This window comes from Chondromyces apiculatus DSM 436 (genome assembly GCF_000601485.1).
In the GTDB taxonomy this organism is placed as follows: domain Bacteria; phylum Myxococcota_A; class Polyangia; order Polyangiales; family Polyangiaceae; genus Chondromyces; species Chondromyces apiculatus.
Genome location: NZ_ASRX01000024.1, coordinates 83,274 through 96,708, shown reverse-complemented (window position 1 = coordinate 96,708; position 13,435 = coordinate 83,274). Strand labels below are relative to the sequence as shown.

The following is a 13,435-nucleotide window of genomic DNA, read 5'->3' as shown; positions in this document are numbered from 1 at the left end:
ACGAGGAGCCCTCCATGCGCGGCCTGACCCCCCCTGCGGCCCTCGTGGCCCAGGTCGCAGCCGGCACGCTCGCCTGCGCCCTCGCCGGCTGTGGCAGGCCCGGAGGCGGCGCAGTGGTCACCGCCGACGGCTCCAGCACCCTCTACCCCCTCAGCGAAGCCGTCGCGGAAGATCTCCAGCGCGCACACCCCACCACGCGCGTCACCGTGGGCATCTCGGGCACCGACGGCGGCCTGCAGAAGCTCTGCGCGGGCGACGTGGACATCTGCGCGGCCTCTCGCACCATCCGCCCCACCGAGGCCCAGGCCTGCGACCGCGCCGGGATCACGTACGTCGAGCTCCCGGTGGCCTTCGACGGCATCGCCCTCGTCGCCAACAGGAAGAACACCTGGGCCGATCACCTCACCACCGCCGAACTCCGTCGGATCTGGGAGCCTGCCGCAGAGGGACGGGTCTCCCGGTGGAGCGACGTGCGCCCCGGCTGGCCAGAACGACCGCTGCGCCTCTTCGGCGCAGGTGTCGACTCCGGGACCTACGATCACTTCACCCACGCCATCGTGGGCCGCATGCACGCCAGCAGGAGCGATTACACCTCGAGCGAGGACGACAACCTCCTCGTCACCGGCGTGACCGGCGACGAGCTCGCCCTCGGGTTCGTCGGCTATGCCTACCACGAGCAGAACCGTGACCGGCTCAAGCTCATCCCCATCGATGACGGCGACCCCTCGAACGGCGCAGGAGCCATCTCCCCCACGCCCGACACCATCACCCGCGGCACCTATCAGCCGCTCTCCCGCCTGCTGTTTCTCTACGTCTCCCGCCGGTCCCTGGCGCGTCCGGAAGTGGACAGCTTCGTCACCTTCTACCTGCAACACGCTGCCGACCTCGCCAGGGAGGTCGGCCTCATTCCTCTTCCCGAGAGCGCCTACACGCGCGCACGAGCGCGGGTGACGAGCCCCACCGAATGATCTCATGAAGAGAGATCTCGCTGCCGAGCTGCGTCGACCGAGCGCCCTCTCCGAACGCGCGGGAAAGCTGGTGTTCTCCCTCTGTGCGGCCGCGTCCCTCGTGACCACGGGGGGCATCGTCGCGGTCCTGCTCCACCAGACCATCGGCTTCCTCCAGGCAGTCCCCTTCACCCGGCTCCTCACCGACACGCACTGGACCCCGCTGTTCGCCGAGCCTCGCTTCGGGCTCTGGCCCCTCCTGTGCGGCACCCTGCTCACCACGGGGATCGCCATGATGGTGGCCATCCCCTGCGGCGTGCTCGCGGCCATCTACCTGAGCGAGCTCGCCGGCGAACGTCAGCGCCGCATCGTCAAACCCCTCGTCGAGCTCCTCGCCGGCATCCCCACCCTGATCTACGGCTACTTTGCCCTGAGCCTGGTCACTCCGGCGCTGCAGCAGATCATCCCCGGCCTGAGCGGCTTCAACGCCCTCAGCGCCGGCTCCGTGATGGGCCTGATGCTCCTCCCCGTGGTGGCGTCGCTCAGCGAGGACGCCCTCTCCGCAGTTCCCACCGGGCTGCGTGAAGCTTCCCACGCGCTTGGCGTGCGCCGGACCGCCACCATCTTCCGGGTGGTCATCCCTTCCGCCTCGCCAGGCATCGCAGCGGCCGTGCTCCTCGCCGCCTCCCGCGCCCTCGGCGCCACGATGATCGTGGCCATCGCCGCCGGCCAGCAGCCGCAGCTCACGCTCGACCCGCGCGACTCCGTGGAGACCATGACCACCTACATCGCGCAGGTCAGCCTGGGCGACATCCCCACCGGCACCCTCGAATACCGGACCATCTTCGCCGTAGGCCTTTGCCTGTTCATGATGACCCTCGTCCTCAACGTCATCGCCCACAGGCTCCGCCGCCGCATCCACAGGCAGGAGCGTCCGTGAGCGCTCCCGTCTCCGGCCTCCCCCCCGATCTCCCCTCCGCGCCCGCTTCCGGGCGTTCCTCCGCGAGCTCGGACGACCTCCGCGCGCCCACCGCTGGCGCCCCGGTGGAGCAAGCCTTTCACGCCATCGGCTTCCTGGCGCTCCTCCTTCCCCTGCTCGCCTTCCTCGTGCTGTTCGTGAGCGTGCTCGCCGACGCCTGGCCCAGGCTCGGCTGGGGTTTCCTCAGCGGCATCCCCTCGCGTAAGCCGCAGCTCGCAGGCATCCTGCCCGCGCTCGTGGGCAGCGCCTCGCTCATGGGGCTCACCGCGCTCATCGCCGTCCCCGTCGGCATCGGCGCCGCCATCTACCTCGAAGAGTACGCGCGCCGGAGCCGCCTCACCTCGCTCATCGAGCTCAACATCTCGAACCTCGCCGGCGTCCCCTCCATCATCTACGGCCTGCTCGGCCTGGAGGTCTTCGTGCGCGCCATGCACCTCGGCCGCAGTCTGCTCGCCGGAGCGCTGACGCTCTCGCTCCTGCTCCTGCCCATGGTGATCATGACCTCGCGCGAGGCGCTGCGCTCCGTCCCCCTCTCGGTCCGCGAAGCCTGTCACGGCCTCGGCGCCGATCGCTTCTGCATGCTCCGCCTGGTGATCCTGCCGATGTGCTTCCCCCGCATGCTCACCGGCATCATCCTCGCGCTGGCCCGCGCCATCGGTGAGACCGCGCCCCTGCTCACCATCGGCGCCCTCACCTACGTCGCCTTTCTCCCCGACTCGGTCCACAGCGCGTTCTCGACGCTCCCGCTCCAGATCTTCGCCTGGATCAGCCGCCCCCAGACGTCCTTCCACGAGAACGCCGCGGCCGGCATCGTGGTCCTGCTCGCGGTGATGCTGCTCATGAACGGGTTCGCCCTCTGGCTCCGTGCCCGCCTCCAGCGCCGCCTCCCTGGCTGAGCGCGGATCGCCCCGGCGCGCCTCACTTCCGGGCCGCAGCCCAGCGCGCTACGCTGGCCCGTCCTCCATGGACCGCGAGATCTGGATCTTCGGCTACGGCTCGCTGGTGTGGCGCCCGGCGTTCACCTTCAAGCGCCGCCACCCCGCCTACGTGGTCGGCTGGGCGCGCCGTTTCTGGCAAGGCTCCACCGACCACCGCGGTATCCCCGGCGCCCCCGGGCGGGTCGTCACGCTCGTCGAGGAGCCTGGCCACCGCTGCTGGGGCATGGCCTACGAGGTCGCCCCCAAGGACCTCGACGAGGTGCTCGCCGCCCTCGACCTGCGCGAACAGGGCGGCTACGCGCGCCTCGATCTCCCCCTCTACCTCGCTGGCGACGAGCACCCGACGCGCACGGCCACGGTCTACATCGCCACCGCCGACAACCCCGCCTACCTCGGCCCGGCCCCGGTCTCCGACATCGCCCGGCAGGTGCTCGCCTCCCACGGCCCGAGTGGCCCCAACATCGAGTACGTCCTCCGCCTCGCCGAGGCCCTCGCAGCCATGGAGGCCGAGGACGAGCACGTCAACGAGCTGCTGCGCCTGGTCCGCTGAGCCAGGGCACCGGGTGTCACCGCGCGCCATGCTGGCGTCGAGGAGGTGATCGCGCCCATGGCGCGTGGCATAGCGTGGCGGAAACTGGGTGAGTCGAACACCATGCCCGAAGGGCACGCACCGGGTAGCAACCGGGCTCGGCACCGCTGCCGATTCTAGCTTCCATGTACTGGCGGAAGTCGGAGGTCTCGATCCCCACACCCCTTCTGGAGGTGCGCACTGCTTTCGAGGCAGGCCCGGTCCCCGACCGGTTCGGCTTCCAGAAACCCGATCTCACGCACGGAAGAGCGCAGAGGAGTCGAACCCCGCACCTGTCGGTGCCCTCCGCTTTCAAGGCGGCGCCGGGTCCACACCCGGGATGCACTCCATGCCATCTCTGCGGAAGAAGGAGGTCTCGATCCCCACACCCCTTCTGGAGGTGCGCACTGTCTTCCAAACAGTCCCGGTCCCCGACCGGATCATCTTCCTCGACACTCCGACGCACGCCCGCTCCCTCCCCTGCCCGCAGGTCCAGGAGGGAGCGGTCCCACGTCATGCAGCCGTGACGTCACCGCAGTAGCCGGACCACACCTCCGGGATGCGTCGCTGTCCGAGCTGCACCACCGGCACCTGGGGGAGCCACTTGGGCTTCACCGGCAAGCGGAGCAGCTTCATGCCCGCCTGCTCCGGGGTCCGTCCGCGCTTCTGGCCATTGCAGCCATAGCAAGAGGTGACGATGTTCTCCCACACCGTCTTGCCGCCCTGCACGCGCGGGATCACGTGGTCGTAATTCAGCTCGTGGGCCGACTTCCGCGCGCCACAGTACTGGCAGCGAAAGTCATCCCTGACGAACACGTTCCGGCGCGAGAACTTCACGCCGCGCTTGATGTGCCCCGGAGTCCGCTTCAACCGGACCACCGCCGGCGCCCGGATCGTCAGCGATGGCGAGCGAATCTCGTCGTCATACGTCTCGAGCACGTCAACCTTGCCCAGAAAGCTCAAGGTCACAGCGTCCTGCCAGGGAATGATCTGATGGGGAACCATCCACGGTGTCAGCATCAGGGTAAGCGCGGTCATGAGCCACCTCTCTATCTCCTCTTCTTCATGGTCTTCTCCGAAGGTACATCCGGTGCTCGGAGAGGGATTCGAACCCTCAATCAACCAGGTTTGAGCCGGCCACGTTTGCCAGTTACGTCACCCGAGCCACGGGCAATCAGTACGGGGCGTGGGAATCGAACCCACCTCGACCGGCCTGTCGAACCGGCACTCTCCCAGAGAGCGAGCCCCGCATCACGCAGCACGCCAGGCACTCCCGGCACGCGGTGGGGTATCCGTGAGTTGAACACGGCACAGGCTCCATATCAGGGAGCCCAGATCGACCGGATCGTCCTACCCCATACTGCGGTACTGCGTACCCTGGAGCAGGGGCCTCGCAGCCCCTACGCTCCCGTTGGTCGCTACCCTTCTCTTCGCCACCGAGGGAGCGAAGACCAGGAACGACCGAGAGAGCCGAAGTGCGCAGTCATGGTGTCGCCGGTGGGAATCGAACCCACAGTGCCCTTGCGGGCCCAGGTTCTCAGCCTGGTACGTTTGCCATTTTCGTCACGGCGACAGGAGTGTCCACGGAGGGAATCGAACCCTCATTGCCTCAAGGCACGGTTTCTGAGACCGCTGCGTTTGCCAGTTTCGCCACGTGGACAGGAATGCGGGGTCAGGGGATCGAACCCTGCGAGATCGGTGTGTGAGACCGGTGCGTTCACCAGCTCGCTCACCCCGCACAGTCTGGGTGGAGGGATTTGAACCCCCAATCTTCGGTTCCCCGAACCGACGCTCTGACCAGATTGAGCCACACCCAGAGGAGATTCACGTTCATAATGGTCTGGGTGGAGGGACTCGAACCCCCAATCCCCGGCTCCCGACGCCGGTGCTCTGCCAGATTGAGCCACACCCAGAAGTGACACGTGCCGCAGTCTGGGTGGAGGGATTCGAACCCCCAGTCCCCGGCGCCCAAGGCCGGTGCTCTACCAGGTTGAGCCACACCCAGAAAAACCGAAACGCGGCGGAGGGAGTCGAACCCTCTCGGACAGCCTCATGAGGACCACCGCCCGCACCACGGGCCACCGCGGCGCCCCTGCCAGGAGTCGAACCTGGGCGTCAAGCTTCGGACGCTTGCGTCTGGCACCGCCAGAACAGGGGCAACACTCACCCATCAGCCTCCCTGCGAGGAATCGAACCTCGACACCCGGGTTAGAAGCCCGGCCCCTGGCCCACCAAGACAGGGAGGTACTACGGTACTGCGTACCCTGAAACAGGGGCCTTGCAGCCCCCACGCTCACGTTGGTCGCTACCCCGCGGAGACGCGGAGAGGGCCGCGCCGAGGAGCAGTGACCGAGAGGGAGTGGCCTCCCTGCGAGGAGTCGAACCTCGCCAATCGGCTTCGCTGACCGATGCCTGATCCACCAGGACAGGGAGGTACTACGTACCTTGAATCAGGGGCCTCGCGACCCCTACGCTCCCGTTGGTCGCTACCCTGCAGAGAGGCGGTTGCCGCCGCGCCGAGGAGCAGTGACCGAGAAGGAGCAGCCTCCCTGCGAGGAGTCGAACCTCGCCGGTCGGGGTCGAAGCCCGACGCCTGGGCCGCCAGGACAGGGAGAGAAAGAGCCGGCCGGGAATCGGACCCGGAACCGCGGTTTTGCAGACCACGTTCCTCGCCAGAGATCCGGCTCATGGTGCGGTGGAGGAGAATCGAACTCCCATCACGAGCTTGGCAGCCTCGCACTCTACCGTTGAGCTACCACCGCAATCGATCGCCCCCCCTTTCAGGGCGACGACCTACTGGAGAACGGAGCGGACAGCGGGACTCGAACCCGCACATACGGTTTGGAAGACCGTGGTCCTACCATTGGACGATGCCCGCATAGCTGCTCGCGAGAATCGCACTCGCCATCTTCTGTTTACCAAACAGGTGCCCCGCTATCTGGGCCTGAGCAGCATCACGCACACACACGTCACGAGAGCGGTGAAGAAGAATCGAACTCCCGTCTCGAGCTTGGCACGCTCGGGCTCTACCATTGAGCTACCACCGCAAAGTGCCCCCAGCGGGATTCGAACCCGCGTTTCCGGAGTGAGGGTCCGGCTGCCTGGGCCATCTAGCAAGATGGGGGCGTACTGCGTACCCTGAAGCAGGGGCCTTGCGGCCCCTACGCTCCCGTTGGTCGCTACCCTGGTTCTTCGTCGCCGGAGCGCGAAGGGCTGGAGCGCGAGACGCAGGGATCCTTCAGAATACGGTGGAGTCGGCCGGGATCGAACCGGCGACCTTCTGACTGCCAGTCAGATGCTCTCCCAACTGAGCTACGACCCCAGAATGGAGTGGGCCCCAGGTGCGCGGCTTTCCCTTGAAGAAAACGGAGGCCCTGGACCCACCCCGGCAACGACACGGAGGACGGGCAAGCAACGTTCGTGGGATGGGTTCAGTTACGAGCTGATAACCCACGATCTCCGGCCCGACCAGTGGAGTGACGAGGACTCGAACCCCGATGTCTGCTGTGCAAGAGCAGCGTTCTTCCTTTGAACCATCACCCCGAAACGCGGACGAGGGTCTAGCCTGGGCGAATGCGGGAGTTGAACCCGCGCCCCGCCCACCTGGGGCAGTGCTCTACCAGCGATAACCCAGACCTTTCGGCCCGCAGCGCCCCCGAGGAGGATCGAACTCCCCTCACCTGATCGACAATCAGGCTGCTTCACCAGATGCATACGAGGGCACACAGAGAGACAACCGTGCCGCCGGCGGGACTCGAACCCGCATCTTCACCGTTCGAGGGTGGTAACCGTCCTCTTCCGGCCCGTGACCGGGCAAAGGTGCGAAGACGGGCTGTTGCTCTGCCAGTTAAGCTACAGCGGCATGACGGGCAAAGATTGCTCGTGGGACGTTCAGTTTGCAGTTGATAACCCACGAGCCACGGCCCGATCAGTGGAGTGGCGGGGAATCGAACCCCGATCTCTGCCTTGCGAAGGCAGCGTTCTCCCGTTGAACCATCACCCCGAAACGCGGACGAGAAGGTCCGCAGCGCCCCCGAGGAGGATCGAACTCCCCTCACCTGATCGACAATCAGGCTGCTTCACCAGATGCATACGAGGGCACACAGAGACAACGGAGCCACCGACGGGATTCGAACCCGTGACCACCTCGTGGGAAACGATAACCGTCCTCTTCCGGCCCGGATCGGGCAATTGATTTGAAGACGGGTTTTTAGGTGCTCTACCAGACTGAGCTACAGCGGCACGTCGGCCCGGCGCGCGCCGGACCTGGCGGGGCGTGAAGGAATCGAACCCTCTCGCAGGAGTTTTGGAGGCTCCGCGGTCACCATGACTCTACTCCCCAATGAGCGCCCCCGAGGAGGATCGAACTCCCCTCACCTGATCGACAATCAGGCTGCTTCACCAGATGCATACGAGGGCAAAAAAGGCGCCGCCGGCGGGACTTGAACCCGCGCCTCCACCTTAACAGGGTGATAACCATCCTCTTCCGGCCCGTGACCGGGCAAAGATGCGAAGACGGATAATGTTGCTCTGCCAGTTGAGCTACAGCGGCATGGTCGGAGCTTGCGATAACCATCGGCCCTCGGCCCGGAGCGGGCAAGGCGCGGCAGATGGAGAAGTCAAAAGCTCCGGAGCCCCCGGCGGGAGTCGAACCCACCTGTACCGGTTTAGGAAACCGGCCCCTCTCCGATCGGGATCGGGGGCAAAGAGCGGGGTATTGGAGTCGAACCAAGATAACCGTCCCTCGGCGGCCCGCGCGCGGGCAAAGGGTGAAGAACGGACACGCCACCCATTGTGGCAACACCCCGCAGAAGAGAGCCCCATCGCTGGAGCCCCCACACGACACACGTCCCTCCCGGAGACCGCTCCCCCTCACCAGGAAAGCGGTCCCCGGAAGTCTCGACATCGCGCCCCTAGCCCCCTCCTGTCGTCTACACCTCACGGGGTAGCGACCATCGGAAGCTCAGGACCACACTCCCCGGTCCCCATTGCCACTGCCCCTCACGGGGTAGCGACCATCGGGAGCGTAGGAGGCGCAGCCCCCTAGCCCCTTGCCACTGCCCCTCACGGGGTAGCGACCATCGGGAGCGTAGGAGGCGCAGCCCCCTAGCCCCTTGCCACTGCCCCTCACGGGGTAGCGACCATCGGGAGCGTAGGGGGCGCAGCCCCCTAATTGGCAGCCGGCCCTGCCGGCGCCGGCCCTGCCGGCGTCGGCCTTGAGAAGTCGGCCATGACCCGGGGGGCGGCGGCGTCGAAGCCCACCACGTCGAGCATGCCGGGGTCGGACGGGTCGGCGATCGTGAACTTCGTCGCCGTCATACCCACCACGATCAGCCGCGCGGGGCGGCCCATCGCCTGTCGGTAGTCACGGAGTGCCTGGAAGGGGTGCACGTTGCCCGCCCAGGTCTCGTTGTCCGTGTAGACCACGAAGGTGTCCACCTCGATCCGGTTCTTCTGGGCCCAGATCATCGGCAGCGCGCAGTCCGTTCCGCCGAACGGCAGCCCGTCCACCGCCTTGAGCACATCGTCGAGCCGCTGCTTCGGCGAGATCGCGAGCGGCCGCAGCCCCTCGACGCCCTGCGAAGAAAACGGTCCCGACAGACCCTGACCCGAGGCGAACCCCACCGCGGTGAACGCCGGCTCGAGCCGCGCCGTGGCCATGGCCATAGCAGCGCTCGCCACCCGAGGGTTGAGCCCGGGGACGCCAGCGATCGTACCGCAGGTCATCGACCCCGACACGTCGAGCGCCAGGAGGTGCTTCTTCCCGGTGGGCTCCATGGCCTGGAACGCCAGGTAGAAGGCCTCGTTCAGCGCGTCGACGATCTCCCGCGCAGGTGCCCAGGAGAGCGCGTTGGCGCGCTTCTGCGCCCGCTCACCGTGGCCCTGCTCGTAGACCTTCAGCGCCGACAGGAGCGCCACCGGGTGGACCCGCGCCTTCCGCAGCCGGTCCTTGTCGACGAGCTGCTGCGCCACCTTGCGGCACGCAGCGCTCCCCGGCACGAGCAGGCCGACGGCAGTCATCTTCCCGAGGTTCCGGACGAGCGCCGTCTGGGGCATGTGCTCCAGGAGCGCCTCCCAGACCGCGGGATCGTTCTTCCACTCGGAGAGCAGCATCTCGTGCGTGAAGCGGTGCTGCCGGATGAGGGCCACCACCTGCTTCCGGTTCGTCGACGCGCGCAGCGCCTCGAACCCCCGCACCAGCTCCGGCAGCGACGCCGGGCTCAGCGCCCCGCCCTTGGCCGACGGGTTGACCATGCCTTCCATGCCCTGGGTGATCCAGCGGAAGAGCGCAGCCTGCTCCGGCGTCCGGGCCACCGGGTGCGACAGCCGCAGCATGTCGCGGTGGCTCCAGCCGTCACGCTGCTGGTACTTGATCGCCTGGTACGCCAGCGCCTCGGCAGGCTTGTCGAGGTACCAGCCGGCGACCGCGTTGCGCAGCCCGCGGCCCCACCGGCGGAAGCCCTCCACCGCGCGAGCGAAGTGGAAGAGGTCCGTACCGGTGCGGCAGACGAGCGGCAGCGCCTGCAGGGCCGCCTTGCGCGTCTCGGGCTTCGCGTCGCCCGCGGCCATCGCCAGGGCGAACAGCGCCGGCTCGTTCTTGGGCGCCCGGCCCGAGGTGCTGATCTCGACGATCCGCTTCACGGTCCGCGCCCCATCCGCGACGAGGCACGCCTGCACCGCCCGCGCATTGTCGACGGTCAGCGCCTGCTCGGAGGCGTAGTACGTGCCGCCGTCCGCGCCGAGGACGAGCCAGCGGTCGAGCCGCGACCAGTCATCGAGCGCGAAGACGAACCCGCCCGCGCTGTTCTGCACCTGCTCGGGCCGGGCCTTCTCCCCCTGACGGGTGAAGAGCGAAGCGAAATGCTGAAGATAATTTGCCATGACGAACCTCCGGCCCATCCTTGCGGACAGGGCGAAACAGGGACGGATGAATGCATGGCCTCGGGTTTAGCCACCCAAAGGATAACCGAGGCCTCACGACCCGTCCGGGTGGACGTACGGGAATCGAACCCGCCTTCGCAGGGTCACAACCTGCCCTCTTCACCAGATGAGTAACGCCCACATAACCATTCACACCACGCAGTGGGTCGTCCTGGAATCGAACCAGGTTCACGGGATTTTCACCCCCGCGCAATCACCAGACCTGCTCACGACCCATGAGAACATGCGGTGACCCGTGGGGGAGTCGAACCCCCCTTGCCGGCTTGAAAGACCAGCATCCTGACCGCTGGATGAACGGGCCTCGAACGGAGCCCCCCTCCGGACTCGAACCGGAATCGACCGCTTACAAGGCGGGTGCTCTACCCTTGAGCTACGGAGGCGCGCTCTCCCCCGCACGCCAGAGGCGCCAGGGGGCGTTCGCGGAGCCCTCTCTCGGAATCGAACCGGGATCACCTGCTTACGGGGCAGACGCTCTACCATTGAGCTACGAGGGCATGGAGCCTGTTCCCGGGAGGCCTCCCGGGGCAGGCTCTTGGCTTCAACGGGGGGAGTCGAACCCCCAACCTTCCGCTTAACAGGCGGTCGCTCTGCCATTGAGCTACGTTGAAACGAGGGGGGCGCACGGTGCGCCCCCTTCAATCGCGTGAGATCAGGTTGTCAGAGATCAGGGCGGAGACGAGTCTCCGCAATGGCCCACCAGAGGCAGGCCGGTGTGGACGGGAGGATTCGAACCTCCACAGCCGAAGCGGGCGGGTTACAGCCGCTTGAGCTCACCAGTGCTCAGCATCCACGTACTAGGGTACTGCGGTACTACGTACCTTGAATCAGGGGCCTGCCGGCCCCTACGCTCCCGATGGTCGCTACCCCCATTGACGACCGTGAGCAGTGAGCGAGGGACCCGGCACGATGGCCGGTATTCGAGTGCGCTTTTCGACGGGCTTCGAGGTCCAGGCGCGAGCCTGAAACGACAGAGGCCACCTCGGGTCTCCCCGGGCGGCCTCTGCAGACGTCTCGAAAGACGCCGGCCTATGCCGTTCGGGGACTTCTCTTCTTCTCGACCAGGCTCCGCTCCGAGCCCGCAAGCCGCATGAACCGATGAGGTTCGGGGCGCACGTCGCCGTCACAGGTGCCGCTCGCCGTCGCTCCCTGGAGAGTTCCGGTCCGCCGCGCGTCGAGCTGCGCAAAGAACAGCTCGCTCCACCTCTGCCGGCCATCGATTCGCCCGTTCATTCTCGGTTCCTCTTCATTCTATCTATCTCATTCGCTGTCGAAGTCAATCTAAATTCTTTCGACCAACCGATTTCGTTTCCTTCGTCAATCGGTCGAACCGCAATCACACGTCACCCACGCACCCTTCTCCAGGAGGAGGAGGGCAGTACCGGGAGCAGGGTTCGAACCTGCCAGGGCGGCTTCAGAGACCGCTGTCTTGCCGACTAGACGATCCCGGTAGGGTGGATCCGGGAGGACTCGAACCTCCACACTTCCGCTTAAGAGGCGGTTGCTCTGACCATTGAGCCACGGATCCAGGCGCGGAGATCCATCTCCGCCTTGCCTGCCAAGAGCAGGCCGGGAATGCCCGCCATGAGCGGGGCAAGGGTGGGTGCCCCGAAGTCTCCGTGGCCCAGGCGTGAGCCCGAAACAACGGAGGCCACCTCGGGTCTCCCCGGGCGGCCTCTGCCAACACCCGCACTGGATGTCGGCCTACGCCGTCCGGAACTCCTGCTTCCCCGGGAGATCCTTCTCGCCCGGGAACACCTCGAACCGATGACCGCCAGAGACACTTGCCTCGCCACCGCGAACCAGACCCGCCGTTGCCCCCTCGGGCGCCCCGGCGCGCTGCACATCGGACCACCTCAAGGGCGACCCGCTTCGCGACTGGCGATTGTCTCTCCGTTCGCTCATCATCTCTTCCTGCCCATTCTATCTATCTCATCTTTTCTCCGGAGTCAATCGAGTTTTCATTCGCTCAGCGCATTTCAATCAACCTCAGTCAATCGTTGCGCGCCTTCGATCCGCGGGTGTCCGCGGGTGGACGACACACGTCGACCGCGTGGCCTCGAGGGTCACGCGCAGACGAAGCGAATGGTTCCGGGGGCAGGACTCGAACCTGCCTCTGCGACTTCAAAGGTCGCGGTCCTGACCAGATGAACGACCCCGGAGCGGGTAGCTGTGGATCCGGGAGGATTCGAACCTCCACACTTCCGCTTAAGAGGCGGTTGCTCTGACCATTGAGCCACGGATCCAGGCGCGGAGATCCATCTCCGCCTTGCCTGCCAAGAGCAGGCCGGGAATTGCCCGCCACGAGCGGGGCATGGGTGGGTGGAGGGACCTCGCGGTCCAGGCGTGCGCCTGAAACGACAGAGGCCGCCTCGGGTCTCCCCGGGCGGCCTCTGCCAACATCCGTGCTGGATGCAGGCCTATGCCGTCCGGATCTCTTTCTTTCCAGGGAGAAACTTCGCTCCCGGGATCACATCGAACGCTTGCGAAGCCGTGAGAGAGACCTCGACACCGCAGCTCCGGCCCGACACCGCCCCCTGGAGAGGGAGAGCGCCGGAGCGCCGCACGTCGGACCGCTTCGAGGGCGACCCGTGCTGCGTCTGACGATTGTCTTCGCGAATGCCTTCGCGGAGGTTCTCTCGGCCGCTCATCATCATCTCGTGTCCAGTCTATTTACATCAACCACCACCAGAGTCAATCTCGAATCATCATCGCTCACATTTATTTTAATCGATCATTCAAGGCTTCGACGATTGAAAGATACACCTCGGCCGGCCAGCATTCCTCGTCGGGTAATGCGCCAGAGGAGCGTTTCGTTCACGCCGCAGGACGCAACTTCGGCCCTGCGAGCGAGAATGACGCCCTGTTCCGGTGAAGGCTCTGAACAATGCCTGCCTCTGTCCCCTTTCTCTGTCGTTCACCCGTGGATCCGGGAGGGCTCGAACCTCCACACTTCCGCTTAAAAGGCGGTTGCTCTACCATTGAGCTACGAATCCGCAGTGCACCGCGCGACCTGACCCCGCGCTCAGGCCGCAAGGCACACCTCTCCCCTGCCAGGGCGTAC

General features: G+C 66.3%; 7 protein-coding genes and 34 tRNA genes. 4 read left to right on the top strand and 37 right to left on the bottom strand.

What is annotated here, in order from left to right; genetic code table 11:
- Positions 1 to 14: 14 nt before the first annotated feature.
- From CAP_RS17350 to CAP_RS17335, 4 genes are all read left to right on the top strand, one after another.
- Positions 15 to 968 (top strand): PstS family phosphate ABC transporter substrate-binding protein, encoded by a 954-nt coding sequence (locus tag CAP_RS17350; RefSeq protein WP_052375428.1) that lies wholly within the window; start codon positions 15 to 17, stop codon positions 966 to 968.
- 4 nt (positions 969 to 972) lie between these two features.
- Positions 973 to 1,887 (top strand): phosphate ABC transporter permease subunit PstC, encoded by a 915-nt coding sequence (gene pstC / locus CAP_RS17345; protein ID WP_044241905.1) that lies wholly within the window; start codon positions 973 to 975, stop codon positions 1,885 to 1,887.
- Positions 1,884 to 2,822, top strand: coding sequence for a phosphate ABC transporter permease PstA (pstA, locus tag CAP_RS17340; RefSeq protein ID WP_231511534.1), 939 nt, complete (start codon positions 1,884 to 1,886; stop codon positions 2,820 to 2,822). The genes pstC and pstA overlap by 4 nt, the downstream gene beginning before the upstream one ends.
- 67 nt (positions 2,823 to 2,889) lie before the next feature.
- On the top strand, positions 2,890 to 3,414 hold the full coding sequence (locus tag CAP_RS17335) for a gamma-glutamylcyclotransferase (RefSeq protein ID WP_044241904.1): 525 nt from the start codon (positions 2,890 to 2,892) through the stop codon (positions 3,412 to 3,414).
- Between the two features lie 531 nt (positions 3,415 to 3,945).
- On the opposite strand, the gene CAP_RS17330 is transcribed toward CAP_RS17335, so the two are convergent.
- The 37 genes from CAP_RS17330 to CAP_RS17180 all read right to left on the bottom strand — a co-directional run bounded on the left by CAP_RS17330 (position 3,946) and on the right by CAP_RS17180 (position 13,367).
- Entirely contained in the window at positions 3,946 to 4,470 is a 525-nt protein-coding gene (locus tag CAP_RS17330; protein WP_044241901.1) for an HNH endonuclease, read from the bottom strand.
- Between the two features lie 53 nt (positions 4,471 to 4,523).
- Positions 4,524 to 4,597 (bottom strand) — tRNA-Leu (locus tag CAP_RS17325).
- A 13-nt stretch (positions 4,598 to 4,610) separates the two neighbouring features.
- Positions 4,611 to 4,682 (bottom strand) — tRNA-Val (locus CAP_RS50525).
- 236 nt (positions 4,683 to 4,918) lie between these two features.
- Positions 4,919 to 5,005 (bottom strand) — tRNA-Leu (locus CAP_RS17320).
- Positions 5,006 to 5,010: 5 nt separating this feature from the next.
- Positions 5,011 to 5,092 (bottom strand) — tRNA-Leu (locus CAP_RS17315).
- Between the two features lie 5 nt (positions 5,093 to 5,097).
- Positions 5,098 to 5,170, bottom strand: a tRNA-Val gene (locus CAP_RS17310).
- Positions 5,171 to 5,174: 4 nt separating this feature from the next.
- Positions 5,175 to 5,249 (bottom strand) — tRNA-Pro (locus tag CAP_RS17305).
- A gap of 19 nt (positions 5,250 to 5,268) precedes the next feature.
- A tRNA-Pro gene (locus tag CAP_RS17300) sits at positions 5,269 to 5,345 on the bottom strand.
- 18 nt (positions 5,346 to 5,363) lie between these two features.
- A tRNA-Pro gene (locus CAP_RS17295) sits at positions 5,364 to 5,437 on the bottom strand.
- Between the two features lie 82 nt (positions 5,438 to 5,519).
- Positions 5,520 to 5,590 (bottom strand) — tRNA-Arg (locus tag CAP_RS50520).
- Positions 5,591 to 6,120: 530 nt separating this feature from the next.
- Positions 6,121 to 6,194, bottom strand: a tRNA-Gly gene (locus tag CAP_RS17290).
- 45 nt (positions 6,195 to 6,239) lie between these two features.
- A tRNA-Gly gene (locus tag CAP_RS17285) sits at positions 6,240 to 6,310 on the bottom strand.
- 2 nt (positions 6,311 to 6,312) lie between these two features.
- Positions 6,313 to 6,385, bottom strand: a tRNA-Thr gene (locus tag CAP_RS50515).
- Positions 6,386 to 6,408: 23 nt separating this feature from the next.
- Positions 6,409 to 6,479 (bottom strand) — tRNA-Gly (locus CAP_RS17280).
- A gap of 4 nt (positions 6,480 to 6,483) precedes the next feature.
- Positions 6,484 to 6,558, bottom strand: a tRNA-Glu gene (locus CAP_RS50510).
- Positions 6,559 to 6,681: 123 nt separating this feature from the next.
- Positions 6,682 to 6,754 (bottom strand) — tRNA-Ala (locus CAP_RS17275).
- Between the two features lie 150 nt (positions 6,755 to 6,904).
- A tRNA-Ala gene (locus CAP_RS17270) sits at positions 6,905 to 6,975 on the bottom strand.
- 107 nt (positions 6,976 to 7,082) lie between these two features.
- Positions 7,083 to 7,154 (bottom strand) — tRNA-Asp (locus CAP_RS17265).
- Positions 7,155 to 7,171: 17 nt separating this feature from the next.
- A tRNA-OTHER gene (locus CAP_RS50505) sits at positions 7,172 to 7,294 on the bottom strand.
- A gap of 70 nt (positions 7,295 to 7,364) precedes the next feature.
- Positions 7,365 to 7,435, bottom strand: a tRNA-Ala gene (locus CAP_RS17260).
- Positions 7,436 to 7,460: 25 nt separating this feature from the next.
- Positions 7,461 to 7,532: transfer RNA gene (locus CAP_RS17255), tRNA-Asp, on the bottom strand.
- A gap of 247 nt (positions 7,533 to 7,779) precedes the next feature.
- Positions 7,780 to 7,851, bottom strand: a tRNA-Asp gene (locus CAP_RS17250).
- Positions 7,852 to 7,859: 8 nt separating this feature from the next.
- Positions 7,860 to 7,984 (bottom strand) — tRNA-Asn (locus CAP_RS50500).
- Between the two features lie 80 nt (positions 7,985 to 8,064).
- A tRNA-Arg gene (locus CAP_RS50495) sits at positions 8,065 to 8,136 on the bottom strand.
- A 465-nt stretch (positions 8,137 to 8,601) separates the two neighbouring features.
- Positions 8,602 to 10,314 (bottom strand): TROVE domain-containing protein, encoded by a 1,713-nt coding sequence (locus tag CAP_RS17245; protein ID WP_044241899.1) that lies wholly within the window; start codon positions 10,312 to 10,314, stop codon positions 8,602 to 8,604.
- A gap of 108 nt (positions 10,315 to 10,422) precedes the next feature.
- Positions 10,423 to 10,494 (bottom strand) — tRNA-His (locus CAP_RS17240).
- A gap of 109 nt (positions 10,495 to 10,603) precedes the next feature.
- Positions 10,604 to 10,675: transfer RNA gene (locus CAP_RS17235), tRNA-Glu, on the bottom strand.
- An 8-nt stretch (positions 10,676 to 10,683) separates the two neighbouring features.
- Positions 10,684 to 10,754 (bottom strand) — tRNA-Thr (locus CAP_RS17230).
- Between the two features lie 43 nt (positions 10,755 to 10,797).
- Positions 10,798 to 10,868, bottom strand: a tRNA-Thr gene (locus CAP_RS17225).
- A gap of 39 nt (positions 10,869 to 10,907) precedes the next feature.
- Positions 10,908 to 10,982 (bottom strand) — tRNA-Asn (locus CAP_RS17220).
- A gap of 103 nt (positions 10,983 to 11,085) precedes the next feature.
- Positions 11,086 to 11,165: transfer RNA gene (locus tag CAP_RS17215), tRNA-Tyr, on the bottom strand.
- Between the two features lie 585 nt (positions 11,166 to 11,750).
- Positions 11,751 to 11,822: transfer RNA gene (locus CAP_RS17205), tRNA-Gln, on the bottom strand.
- Positions 11,823 to 11,826: 4 nt separating this feature from the next.
- A tRNA-Lys gene (locus CAP_RS17200) sits at positions 11,827 to 11,899 on the bottom strand.
- Between the two features lie 176 nt (positions 11,900 to 12,075).
- Positions 12,076 to 12,231, bottom strand: coding sequence for a hypothetical protein (locus tag CAP_RS52365; RefSeq protein ID WP_197041217.1), 156 nt, complete (start codon positions 12,229 to 12,231; stop codon positions 12,076 to 12,078).
- Between the two features lie 226 nt (positions 12,232 to 12,457).
- A tRNA-Gln gene (locus CAP_RS17195) sits at positions 12,458 to 12,533 on the bottom strand.
- A gap of 11 nt (positions 12,534 to 12,544) precedes the next feature.
- Positions 12,545 to 12,617: transfer RNA gene (locus tag CAP_RS17190), tRNA-Lys, on the bottom strand.
- A 678-nt stretch (positions 12,618 to 13,295) separates the two neighbouring features.
- Positions 13,296 to 13,367, bottom strand: a tRNA-Lys gene (locus tag CAP_RS17180).
- Positions 13,368 to 13,435 lie beyond the last annotated feature (68 nt).